This is a genomic window from Methylobacterium komagatae, from assembly GCF_042661665.1.
In the GTDB taxonomy this organism is placed as follows: Bacteria; Pseudomonadota; Alphaproteobacteria; order Rhizobiales; family Beijerinckiaceae; genus Methylobacterium; species Methylobacterium komagatae.
The window spans coordinates 1,312,919-1,324,571 of record NZ_JBHSWN010000001.1; the positions used below are offsets into that span (position 1 = coordinate 1,312,919).

General features: G+C 68.1%; 11 protein-coding genes. 2 read left to right on the forward strand and 9 right to left on the reverse strand.

All coding sequences use genetic code 11. From position 1 onward, the window contains the following. Positions 1–55: 55 nt before the first annotated feature. From ACFQE0_RS06355 to mnmG, 4 genes are read right to left on the reverse strand one after another with little or no spacing between them, the layout of a single operon-like run. Positions 56–952 carry a ParB/RepB/Spo0J family partition protein gene (locus ACFQE0_RS06355; RefSeq protein ID WP_378968115.1) on the reverse strand — a complete coding sequence of 299 codons (897 nt, stop codon included), beginning with the start codon at positions 950–952 and terminating at the stop codon, positions 56–58. Between the two features lie 22 nt (positions 953–974). Then, complete coding sequence (locus ACFQE0_RS06360; RefSeq protein ID WP_378968117.1) at positions 975–1,832, reverse strand: ParA family protein; 858 nt, start codon at positions 1,830–1,832, stop codon at positions 975–977. Further along, positions 1,829–2,464, reverse strand: a complete 636-nt coding sequence (gene rsmG / locus ACFQE0_RS06365; RefSeq protein ID WP_378968119.1) for a 16S rRNA (guanine(527)-N(7))-methyltransferase RsmG — start codon at positions 2,462–2,464, stop codon at positions 1,829–1,831. The genes ACFQE0_RS06360 and rsmG overlap by 4 nt, the downstream gene beginning before the upstream one ends. Then, entirely contained in the window at positions 2,461–4,347 is a 1,887-nt protein-coding gene (mnmG, locus tag ACFQE0_RS06370; RefSeq protein WP_378968121.1) for a tRNA uridine-5-carboxymethylaminomethyl(34) synthesis enzyme MnmG, read from the reverse strand. Before mnmG ends, rsmG begins: the two co-directional genes overlap by 4 nt. Before the next feature lie 1,151 nt (positions 4,348–5,498). Between mnmG and ACFQE0_RS06375 the strand changes: the two genes are divergently transcribed. Further along, positions 5,499–6,488, forward strand: a complete 990-nt coding sequence (locus ACFQE0_RS06375) for an EAL domain-containing protein (protein ID WP_378968123.1) — start codon at positions 5,499–5,501, stop codon at positions 6,486–6,488. Between the two features lie 3 nt (positions 6,489–6,491). On the opposite strand, the gene panC is transcribed toward ACFQE0_RS06375, so the two are convergent. The 4 genes from panC to bla all read right to left on the reverse strand — a co-directional run bounded on the left by panC (position 6,492) and on the right by bla (position 9,235). Beyond that, positions 6,492–7,340 carry a pantoate--beta-alanine ligase gene (panC, locus tag ACFQE0_RS06380; protein ID WP_378968125.1) on the reverse strand — a complete coding sequence of 283 codons (849 nt, stop codon included), beginning with the start codon at positions 7,338–7,340 and terminating at the stop codon, positions 6,492–6,494. A 66-nt stretch (positions 7,341–7,406) separates the two neighbouring features. Further along, a complete protein-coding gene (locus ACFQE0_RS06385; RefSeq protein WP_378975321.1) occupies positions 7,407–7,727 on the reverse strand; it encodes a hypothetical protein in 321 nt (106 codons plus the stop codon). Between the two features lie 95 nt (positions 7,728–7,822). Further along, positions 7,823–8,302, reverse strand: coding sequence for an aminoacyl-tRNA deacylase (locus ACFQE0_RS06390; RefSeq protein ID WP_378968127.1), 480 nt, complete (start codon positions 8,300–8,302; stop codon positions 7,823–7,825). A gap of 48 nt (positions 8,303–8,350) precedes the next feature. Further along, on the reverse strand, positions 8,351–9,235 hold the full coding sequence (bla, locus tag ACFQE0_RS06395) for a class A beta-lactamase (protein ID WP_378968129.1): 885 nt from the start codon (positions 9,233–9,235) through the stop codon (positions 8,351–8,353). Positions 9,236–9,349: 114 nt separating this feature from the next. Here bla and mnmE point away from each other — a divergent pair, with 114 nt between their 5' ends. Next, entirely contained in the window at positions 9,350–10,651 is a 1,302-nt protein-coding gene (gene mnmE, locus ACFQE0_RS06400) for a tRNA uridine-5-carboxymethylaminomethyl(34) synthesis GTPase MnmE (RefSeq protein WP_378968131.1), read from the forward strand. Positions 10,652–10,656: 5 nt separating this feature from the next. Here the strand turns inward: mnmE and ACFQE0_RS06405 are convergent, their stop codons facing one another. Then, on the reverse strand, positions 10,657–11,640 hold the full coding sequence (locus tag ACFQE0_RS06405; RefSeq protein WP_378968133.1) for a DUF2891 domain-containing protein: 984 nt from the start codon (positions 11,638–11,640) through the stop codon (positions 10,657–10,659). Positions 11,641–11,653: the final 13 nt, after the last annotated feature.

Below are 11,653 nucleotides of genomic sequence, written 5' to 3' on the forward strand. Positions count from 1 at the left end.
CCAAGGGCTTCGCCCCTGGACCCCACCAGAGGGCTTGCCCTCTGGACACCCGGTCTTAGCCGTCCGCTTGAACTTTGAGGCGATCGAGAAGGCTCTGGAGCTCCGCGCGGCTGCCGTAGCGCAGCCGGATCTCGCCCGTGTCTTCATCCTTCGGGCGGTAGCTGACCGTCACGCCAAGGGCTTGGTGGAGGCGGAGTTCGAGGGCGCGCACCGGGGCGGGGCGTTCCGCAGCGAGCCGGGGACGGCCGGGGCGCGGGGTCTCCGAGGGCTCGGCCTCGGCCGCCGCCAGGGCCTCGACCTCACGCACCGACAGACCTTCCGCCACGATGCGCCGGGCGGCGCCTTCGGGATCACGCAGCGCGAGAAGCGCGCGGGCATGCCCGGCCGTGATCTCGCCCGCGCTCAAGCGGTCTTGAACCGGCTGCGGCAGGTTGAGGAGGCGGAGCGTGTTCGCGAGGTGACTACGGCTCTTGCCCAGAATCTCGGCCAGTTCGCGCTGCGTGTACGAGAAATCGCGCATCAGCCGCTCGTAGCCCGATGCCTCCTCAATCGGGTTGAGATCCGCCCGCTGGACGTTCTCGAGGATCGCGAATTCGAGCGAGGCGCGGTCGTCGATCTCGACGACCACCACCGGCACCTCATCGAGCCCGGCGCGCTGCGCGGCCCGCCAACGACGCTCGCCCGCGACGATCTCGAAGGCGCCGGGCACATCCGCCAGGGGCCGCACGACGATGGGCTGAATTAGGCCGCGCGCCTTGATGGAGCCCGCGAGTTCGGACAACTCCTCCTCGCCGAAATGGCGGCGGGGATTGCGTGGGTTCGGACGCAGGAACTCGACCGCGACCTTGCGCTGGCCTTCGAGCTTGGGTGGCGGCGCTGCCGGATCCCCAAAATCGCCGATCAGGGCCGCGAGTCCGCGCCCCAGCCGGGGCCTTGCGACCTCTTCAGCCATCGTCTCACCTGTCCTCAAAAACTCACGCCGCCGCCGGTACGCGGCCTTCCCGCTGAATCACCTCGGAGGCGAGGCGCAGATAGGCTTGGCTGCCAGCGCATTTCAGATCGTACAACAAGGCAGGCTTGCCGTGCGAGGGCGCCTCCGACACACGCACGTTCCGCGGAATCATGGTCTCGTAGACTTTGTCGCCCATGAAGCCGCGCACATCCGCTACGACCTGGGCCGACAGGTTGTTGCGCGGGTCGAACATCGTCAGCACGATGCCCTGGATGGTCAGGCGTGGGTTCAGCGCCGTGCGCACCTGCTCGACGGTGCGCAGCAACTGGCTCAAGCCCTCCAACGCGAAGAACTCGCATTGAAGCGGCACCAGCACCGCATCCGCCGCCGCAAGGGCATTGATGGTCAGAAGGTTCAGCGAGGGCGGGCAATCGATCAGCACGTAGCTGATGCGCTTCAGGCTCTCCGATTGCGCCATACTTCGCAGGGCATTGCGCAGGCGGTGCGCCCGGTCCTGTGAGGTCGCCATCTCCATTTCGAGACCGAGCAGGTCCATGGTCGAGGGCGCGATGGACAGACGCGGCACGGCCGTGGGGATGACGGTCTGCGCGAGGCTCGCCTCCCCCGCCATCAACTCGTAGGTCGAGACCCGGCGGCGAGCCTTCTCGATGCCGAGCCCGGTCGAGGCGTTGCCCTGTGGATCGAGGTCGATCACCAGCACGTCCTCGCCGATGGCGGCCAGCGCCGTGCCGAGGTTGATGGCCGTGGTCGTCTTGCCGACGCCGCCCTTCTGATTAGCCAGGGCCAGCACCCGCAGGGGCTTCGCCGGAAGGCCGGTCTCGGGGCGCTCGGAGGCGTCGACGGTCGTCGCGTCGCTCATCGGGGGCTCGGTTCGGTTAGGGCTGTGACCCGCACGATCCGGGCGTCGGACTCTGTCCGACTCGGCACGAGATCGTAGGTGAATGTCCACCGCGCGGCGGCCTGGGTCAATTCCGCCTGCACATCCCGGCCCTTCGGAAACAGCCCGGTGGTGCCTGATTTCAACAGCGGAGCCGACCAGTCGAGGAGCTGATCGAGTGCGGCCAGCGCCCGCGCGCAGACGATGTCTGCCCCCGCCTCGGCACCGATCACCGCTTCGATCCGGGCATTTCTTACGGTTGCCGGGGCACCCGTGAGACGCGCGGCTTCGGTAAGGAAAGCGCATTTGCGCGCGTTGCTCTCCACCAGCGTGACGTGGATCCCCCTCTCCTTCCCCGCGATAGCGAGGATCAGACCGGGAATGCCCGCCCCGGAGCCGAGGTCGATCCATCGTTTCGCGTCGGGAGCCAGAGCGAGAAGTTGGAGTGCATCCGCGATATGGCGGCTCCACACCTCGGAGAGTGTCGAGGGGCCGACGAGGTTCTTTACCGTCTGCCAACGCGTCAGTTGCGCGACATAGATGTCGAGCGCCTGCGTTGTTTCACGTGAAACATCGTAGGCTGAGAGGACCTGCGCTCGCCCCTCCCCGCTCATGCGGACCGCCGGGCGGACCGCTCGCCGCGCTTCGCATGAGCAGCCAGCAAGGTCAGCGCTGCCGGGGTTACGCCCTCGATCCGCGCGGCCTGACCAAGCGTGCCGGGCCGGACGCTTTCAAGCTTCACGCGCATCTCGTTCGAAAGCCCACTGATCCCGGCATAGTCGAACCCATCCGGCAGGCGGACGGCCTCGTCCCGGCGGAAGGCGGCGATATCGGCGCTCTGACGATCAAGATAAACGGCATAGGTCGCGTCAGTCCGAAGGCGATCCGCAATGCGTGGTGGCACCTCGGTCAGTTCCGGCCAGACTGCGGCGAGGCGTGACCAGTCGATCTCCGGATAGGACAGAAGCTGGAAGCCGCTGCGCCTGATGCCGTCCCGGTTGAGGGCGATACCATGCGTGGCGGCTTGGCTTGGAGTAAGGCTCAGGCCATCGAGCCGAGCGCGTGCCGCATCGAGAGCGGCGCGGGACTGGCCGAAATGCCCGGCCCGGTAGGAGCCAACGAGACCCAGCGCGATACCGCGCTGGGTCAGCCGTTCATCGGCATTGTCGACACGCAGGCTGAGCCGGTACTCGGAGCGTGAAGTGAACATCCGGTACGGTTCGCTGACCCCATGGGTGATGAGGTCATCGATCATCACGCCGAGATAGGATTCCGCCCGGTCGAAGGTTGCGATCTCCTGGCCCGCCGCCACACGCGCGGCGTTGAGCCCGGCTACGAGCCCCTGCCCCGCTGCCTCCTCGTATCCGGTCGTGCCGTTGATCTGTCCGGCCAGGAACAGGCCCGGCTGTCGCTTGACCTGAAGTCCCGCATCGAGCTCGCGCGGATCGACGTAATCGTACTCGATGGCGTAGCCCGGCCGCACGATCTCGACCCGCTCCAAGCCGGGAATGGCGCGGACGATGGCGTGCTGCACCTCTTCCGGCAGCGCGGTCGAGATACCGTTGGGGTAGACCACCGGATCGTCGAGCCCCTCGGGTTCGAGGAAGATCTGGTGCCCCTCGCGGTCCCCGAACCGGACCACCTTGTCCTCGATGGATGGGCAATAGCGCGGCCCCCGGCTGGCGATGCCGCCGGAATACATGGGCGAGCGGTGCAGATTCGCGCGGATCAGGTCGTGGACAGCCTGGGTCGTCCGCGTGATGCCGCAGGCGATCTGCGGCGTGGTGATCCGATCCGTGAGGGTCGAGAACGGGACAGGGTCCTCGTCCGCCTTCTGCATCTCCAATTGGTCCCAGGCGATGCTGTCGCGGGCGAGGCGAGGGGGCGTTCCCGTCTTCAATCGACCCAGACGCAAGCCGAGCCCGTCGAGGCTGCGCGCCAGTCCAATCGAGGGCGCCTCACCTACCCGGCCCGCAGGGATCTGGACCTCCCCGATATGGATGAGACCCCTTAGGAAGGTGCCCGTGGTGATCACCACGGCCCCCGCCGACAGGGTCGTGCCATCGCCAAGCACGATGCCCGCGATCGTCCCGCTTTGATCCCGCACGAGATCTTCGCAGGCACCTGCCACGACGTGAAGGTTGCTGGTCTCGGCCACGGCCGCCTGCATGGCCGCTGCATAGAGCTTGCGGTCGGCCTGCGTGCGTGGGCCACGCACGGCCGGCCCCTTTCGCCGGTTTAGAAGGCGGAACTGGATACCCGCTGCATCGGCTACGCGGCCCATCAGACCGTCCAGGGCGTCGACCTCGCGGACCAGATGACCCTTGCCCAAGCCACCAATGGCCGGGTTGCAGGACATGGCGCCAATGGTCGCTGGATCGTGCGTGACGAGGGCCGTCACAGCGCCACAGCGGGCAGCGGCCGCAGCGGCTTCGACGCCGGCATGGCCACCGCCGACGACGATCACGTCGAAGCGGGTGGGGCGGGAAATGGGCATATCCGTGCTTACGCGCGCGGGCGGGTGTGGGTCAACGCGGACAGAGTGATTCGGGGGCCGATCCGGCAGGTGCTGCTTTCAGAATGGGCGCCTCTGCACAGTGGCTCGGCAATGGATGCGAAGATTGTGCAGGCGTATTGAATAATGCTGCCGAAAGCGCCTGGTTGTATTGCCCCAAAGGAGAATGTGGCGAGATCTTGCAGGTAGCACCTGGCGTCGGTTACAAGAACGTCACGGTATAGGTGGGGTGAAGAATCAATGCTTCGCCTGCGGTGAGCGTGAGATCCGCAGCATTTCCGGCTCAGGCGATGTGAATTTTGGAGCCTTACGCCGGACAACAATCCCTCGGGAGGGAGGCGGTGATGTCGTCGGTTGTCATCGGTCTGGGCACAGCTTGTTGCGCGGCGGGAGCCGCCGCTCACTTCCTTGATAAGACGCATCGTCAGGAAGGAGCCTTCGGGCTAGCGGGTTTCACATTCCTGATGATCGGAATGTACCTGACTCGCGCCTGAGTCAGCCCTGGTGTTTCACGTGAAACATCGTCGGCCCTGGCCAAGCCACAGCTGGTAAAAATCGTGCGCCTGGCCCAACGACGGGCTTGCCGCCGGTGGACACCTCGGCAACAACTGATCTCGCTCAGCATCCGCGCGCTCATCGCGTTCCGGATGCTCTTGATCGCGACGGATGATGGTGACGATGGCCCGGGTCTTCGGCCGGAATATAGGGCTGTGGACTGCCGGAATGGTCGGCCTCGTCACGATCGGCCCTGTGGCCGTGTTCTCTCCAAGCGCCGCCGCCCTGACCCTGGCCGTAGCAGGAAGCCTCGCAGCGGGAACGGCCCTGGGACGGATCTCGACGTTGAACGCACGCTGCGAGACGCTGTCGAAAGAGGTGGATGTCCTGTCGCAGCGGCTGTTGAAGGTCGAAGCCGCGCCAGCGCAACGCCCCCTTTCTGCCGAGGCCGGACAGAGCGACCTGCGCAGCGAAGTGCGTGAGCTCACTGTGGAGATCGGCCTCCTCAGCGGCATCGTCCGTGATTTGAGCGCGGTCATCCGCAGCCAGGACGATGAGATCGCCGCGCTGAAAGCGAGGCCGGTCGCCCCCCTGCCTTGCCGGCACCCATCGCGCCGCCGCCGCCCTCACCGGCGGTTGTGGCTACTCCCCCGATCCCGGTGCCACCGGTCGAGACCGCGTGGACGCCCCCGGCCATTGCCCGTCCGGTCGAGCCGCCTGCGCCCGCCGCCATTGTGCCCCCGGCTTCGCCCGTGCTCCGGCCGATCCCGCCCCGCCCCCTGGATCCTGCACCGGGACCGGACGATAGGGCCATTCTTGCGGCTTTCGACAGGGACCAGATCGAGGTCTACCTTCAGCCGGTCGTCACCCTGCCCCAGCGCAAGGTTGTGGCCTACGAAGCCCAGGCGCGGCTGCGGGTCGATGATCAATCGCTCGAAGCCGAGCAGATCCTGCCCGCGCTGGAGCGGCACGGCCGCACCACCGAACTCGATCGGCGGATGCTCGCGCGTACGGGCACCATCGTCCGCCACCTCGCCCGGCGCGGTAGCGATGCCCGTGTCACCTATGGTCTGTCGCCGCTCTCCCTGTTCGAGCTCGGTTTCCTGAAGGAGATCGGCCGGATGGCGAGCGATGAGCAGGGGCTGGCGGGGCTCGATGTCGCCTTGTCGCAGGCAAGCTGGCGCGGGCTCGATAGCGGCCAGACCAGCCTGCTCTCGGCCCTGCGGGGCCGGGTCGGCTTCAGCCTCGACCGTCCCACTGATCTGCGATTCGATGCACGTGATCTCGCCGACCACGGCATCGCCCAAGTGAAGGTGCCTGCCGAGCTGCTGCTGCGCCCGACCGTGGCACGGGGTGCGCTCACCGACATCGCCGTAGAGGATCTGGCCCCGGCCTTGGCCCGTGCCCGCGTCCGTCTCGTCGTCACGGACGTCAATGCCGAAGCCGATGTGCCGGATCTTATCGATCTCAACGTGCCCTATGCGCAGGGTGGAGTCTTTGCCCCCGCCCGGCCAGTGCGCGGCGATATCCTCGCCTCCCTCCCGCCCGAGCCGACGCCTCCGCCGCCTCAAAATGATCCGGGGACGGAGCGCCGCTCGTTCCGCTCGCTCCTGCGCCGGGCGGGATAGGCGTCAGACCGGCACGTTGTCGATTAGTCGGGTCCGCCCGAGATAGGCCGCCACGAGCACGCGGGCCGGGCCGGCCACGCGCTCGACCGGGACAAGGCTCGTCGCATCGCAGACCGACAGGTACTGCACGCTGAAGCCTGCTGCTTCCAGGTTACTGACACCCTTCGCTACGGGCTCGGCAACTGGGCCGCCCGTGCGAACCTGCCCGGCGATGCCGGCGATGACCGCGTGAAGCTGTGGTGCGCGGCTGCGTTCCTCAGCGGAGAGGTAGCGGTTGCGAGAGGAGAGGGCGAGGCCGTCCGCCTCGCGGATGGTCGGTACGCCGCGGATTTCCGGTTCCATGTCGAGATCGGCCACGACGCGGCGGATCACCTGCAATTGCTGGAAGTCCTTCTCGCCGAACAGAGCGAGATTCGGTCGAACCTGGTTCAGGAGCTTGGTCACCACGGTCGCGACGCCGGAGAAATGGCCCGGCCGCAGGGGGCCGCAGAGCCCCTCCGTCAGTCCCGCCACGTCGATCCGCGTGGCGAAGCCCGCCGGGTACATGGTCGCGACATCCGGCGTCCAGGCGGCGTCGGCCCCCGCACCCGAGAGGGCGGCGAGGTCGGTCGCGACATCGCGCGGGTATTGCGAAAAGTCCTCCGTGGGGCCGAACTGGGTCGGGTTCACGAAGATGCTCACCACCACGCGGCTCGCGGCCCGCTTCGCCTCGGCGACGAGGGTGAGGTGACCCTCATGCAAGGCGCCCATCGTGGGGACGAGGGCGACGGTTTCGCCTGCGGCCCGCCACGCGGTGACGGTCTCGCGCAGGGTCAGGAGATCGGAAACATGGAGCGGGGTGGAGGCTGTCACGGCCGGACCTTTGTTGGTTCGGCGCCGGTCTAGCCGATTTTTCCGCTCAGGGGAGGCGGGATCGCCCTATGGACAATAGGGCAGCAGCGAGCGCCCATACGGATCATCGACGCCCAGCGGCGGAGTGAAGCCGTAGTAGCTCGGCTTGCCGAGGCCGTAGGGCGAGCCGACATAGCTCGGATCGTCCGGCGCGTTGGTCGGCGTCGGCACCCGGCGCGGGGTACACACGACCTTCACCCGGCGCTTCACGACGGCGACGGTGCTGCCGTCCGTTCCGTCGCCCCTGGGAAAGTAGCGGGGTGCCGGGCCAGGGCCCGGATCGCCGTAGGTCTCGGTCAGGTCGGCGGCGACGGCAGGGCCGGCGAGCATCACGAGCGCCAGCGCCATTCCTCCGCCCAGCCGCACAGCCTCGCTCCCTCGTCCCCGTAGAGGCTTCGACCTTGGCGGCGGATGGTAAACGATCGGTTAGCCATGCCCCAACGTCAGACCAGCGCAACGACCTTCGCGGAAAGCGCCGCCACGAGGTCGCCCTCGGCCAATCGGATTTGAAGTCCTCGGCCACCTCCGTTGACGTGGATCTCGTCCCCAGGCTCCGCGAGCGATCCGGCGTCGATGGCAGTGGGGAAGGGGCGCTTCTGGCCAAGGGGGCTGATGCCGCCGACATGGTAGCCGGTGAGCCGCTCCGCATCGGCGGGCTTCAGCATCGCGGCGGCCTTGCCTCCGAAGGCAGCGGCGACGCGCTTCATCGACACTTCCTTGTCCGAGGCGACAAGCAGGCACACGGTGCGCCCATCGACGGCAGCCATGAGCGTCTTCAGCACGCGGGACGGCGGCACGCCTAAGGCGTCGGCTGCCTGAAGGCCGATGCGCGGCGCATCTGCGTCGTAATCGTAGGTGTGGAGGCTGTAGCGGAGGCCCGCCTTGTCGAGGGCAAGCGTCGCGCGGGTCGTCTTCGGGGCCATGCCGCGAGTTCTAAAGCATGGCCGTTTTCGACGGCAATGCGAATCGGTTCACAGGCCGACATGCCGGGCGATCAGGCGGCCGACCTCCGCATGGGCGGCGTCGCAGGCAGCCTGGGGGGCGCCCGCCCCAGTGAGATAGACCGCAGCCACCAGGGGAGGGCGGCCCGGTGGGCGCAGGATCGCTACGGTGTTGAACGTGCCGTTGTCGCCGCTACCGGTCTTGTCACCGACGATCCAGGCAGAGGGCAGGCCCGCGCGAAGGCGCTTGAAGCCTGTCTGAGCACCCACCATCCAGCTCTCCAGACGCTGGCGCGAATCCGGGGTGAGAGCGGCGCCGAGGAGGATTTGCGCCAGCGTGGTGCGCATTGCCATCGGGGTGGTGGTGTCGCGCGGATCGTCCGGGATCGCGGTGTTGAGGGTCGGCTCGGTCCTGTCGAGGCGCGTGACGGTATCGCCGGTGCTGCGCACCCATTGCGTCAGTCCCGCCGGACCGCCCACGAGAGATAATTGCAGGTTCGCGGCGGTGTTGTCACTCCACTCCATGGAGGCGGCGCAGAGGTCGGCGACACTCATCCGACCGCCCCGCTCGGCCAGCGCCTTGCGGGAGATGGGGGCGTAGCTCAAGAGGTCCGCTTCCTGCACGTTGAGCGATCGTTCGAGCCGCTCGGTGCCCGCGTCGACGCGGGCGAGGACGGCTGCCGTCACCAATGCCTTGAAGGTGCTGCACATCGGGAAACGCTCGTCCCCCCGGTACGCCAGTGCCGCGGTCCCCTCGCCCGCGACGCTGATCCCGAGGCGCCCACCCGTCCCGTCCTCGATGGCGCGAAAGCGCGCATCAGCCTCATCGGCGGCGTAGGAGGGTAGGGGCAGGGAGACCGGCAGGGCCGCCGCAAGGAGACTTCCGCAAAGCGTGCGGCGCGTGACGAGCGACATGAAGCGATCCTCTCCCCGAGGTCTGTTGCGCCAGACCTCGCGCGGCCTTGCGGCTGTTCCGTGGCATTGGCCGTGATAGGAGGCCGCGACGGTTGCGGCGGAGGTTCGACCCCAATGGCAGAGACGCTTTTCGCCCCGGCGAGCGGTTTCGGCCGGGCGGCGGTGGCGGTGCTCCGCATCAGCGGGCCGGAAGCGGGTGCCGTGTTGGCCGCCCTTGCCGGATCGCCGCCCTCGCCCCGGCGCCTGTCGCTGCGTACCCTGCGCGATCCGGCGGATGGCACGGTGCTCGACCGCGCCCTGATCGCCTTCTTTCCCGGCCCCGAGACCTATAGCGGCGAGGACATGGCCGAGCTGCACCTGCATGGCGGCCTCGCCGTGCGAGCGCGTGTGCTGGCGGCTCTGTCCCGCCAGCCCGGCTGCCGTCCGGCGGGGCCGGGCGAGTTCACCCGTCGCGCGGTACTCAATGGGCGGATGGATCTGGCGGAGGCCGAGGGCGTCGCGGATCTGATCGACGCCGAGACCGAAGGACAGCGGCGGCAGGCTCTGCGCCAACTGGAAGGAGCATTGAGCCGCCAGGTCGCGGCATGGCGGGACGAGGCGATCGATCTGCTCGCGGGCGCCGAAGCGGCCCTCGACTTCTCAGACGAGGGCGATGTCGATGAGGACGGGCTCGATGCCGCCCTGATCGGTCGCGCCACGACCCTGCGGGATGCGATTGCGGCGGCGCTGGCTGACGGACGGCGGGGCGAGCGTCTGCGCGACGGGTTCTGGGTCGTGCTGGCCGGCGAGCCCAATGCGGGCAAGTCTACCCTGTTGAACGCCCTGGCCCGTCGTGAGGCGGCCATCGTTTCGGAGATCCCCGGCACCACCCGCGATGCCATTGAGGTGCGGCTCGATCTGGAAGGCCTCCCCGTGGTGCTGGTCGATACGGCGGGCTTGCGTGACACGGAGGAGGCCGTGGAGGCGGAGGGCATCCGCCGTAGCCGTGCACGGATCGCCGAGGCCGATCTCGTGCTCGCATTGGTGCAGCCGGGCGGCGTTGCCCCCGATCTCGGCGCGGCTCCCACACTCCTCGTTCACACGAAGGTGGACCTGTCGGCTGAACCCGTGGAGGGTCTCGCGGTCTCGGCCCGGACAGGGGAGGGGCTAACTGCCCTGCTCGACGCCTTGCGTGAACGGGCTGAAGCCGGAATGGGCGAGGGCGATGCGCTCATCACCCGTGCCCGGCATCGCGAAGCGCTGGATCGCTGCCTCGACCATCTCGACCGTCTCTGCGCCGGGGGCGCGGGCGGGCTGCCGGAACTCGCTGCGGAAGATCTGCGCCTTGCCGTACGCGCGCTCGGCGAAGTCGGGGGGCATGTCGGCGTCGAGGATGTGCTGGATCGGTTGTTTGCCGGCTTCTGTATCGGGAAGTGAGGCCGTCAGGCGTCGAGGGCCAGCAGGGCGAAGCTCGCGAGCCAATGCGCCCCCATATAGTCGCCTTCGAGATGGGGCATCGCGGCGTCGAGATGGATACGCGCGGCTTCCTGCATCGGTGCGCGGCGGGAATCGCCTTCCGGCAGCGCCTCGGCGAGGTTGCGCAGGCACCACGCGCGGCTGAGATTGAGCCCGTCGAGATGGGCGATTTTACCATCGCTGCGGTCGGTCACGCGGGCGGGCTTGAACAGGGTGGCGGGCTCTCCCCTTGTGAGGCGTGGCAGGAAGCGGCCGAACCATTCCGCGAAGGCGTCCGGGGGGAGGAGCCGCCGGAGGCATTCGGCTTCGATCAGCGTGGGCGAGAGGAAATCGTCTCCGCTCGGCTCGCCCCAGGCGGGGCAATCCGCATCGGCCCCGTACCACGCGAGCGCCGTCTCATAGATCTGTGCCAGCAGCGCATCATCGGCGTAATCGGCGGCGAGGCGCAGGGCGAAGGCCGTGTTGAAATGCGTGCCCACACGGACCGGGTAGGGAGCGATGGGCAGGAATTGTGCAAAGCGCCTTGCGATCCGCTCGGCGAGCGGGGCGAGGGCATGGCCCCAGCGCAGCGTTTCGGCGCGATCGAGTTCCGAGGCGAGCTTCAGGAGCCACGCCCAGCCATAGGGCCGCTCGAAGCCCCGGGCCGCCGGAGAATCGAGGGTTGCGCATTCCCCGGCGATCCTTTCGGGCACCAGGGACCTGTCGAACAGGGCGCGAATGTCCGCTGCCCGGCTCGAGTCCGGATAAAGCCGGAGCAGCCGGGCAAGCAGCCAATAGCCGTGGACGCAGGAATGCCAGTCGAAGCTGCCGTGGAAGACTGGGTGCAGGGCGGCGGGCGCCCGCACGTCCTCCGGCCCGGCGAAGACGATGCCCGGCTTGTGCGGGTATTCGCGGGTGACGTGCGAGAGCGCGATGCCCGCGAATCGCTCCGCGATCTCCAGCGTCACCATGTAAGGTTCGCCC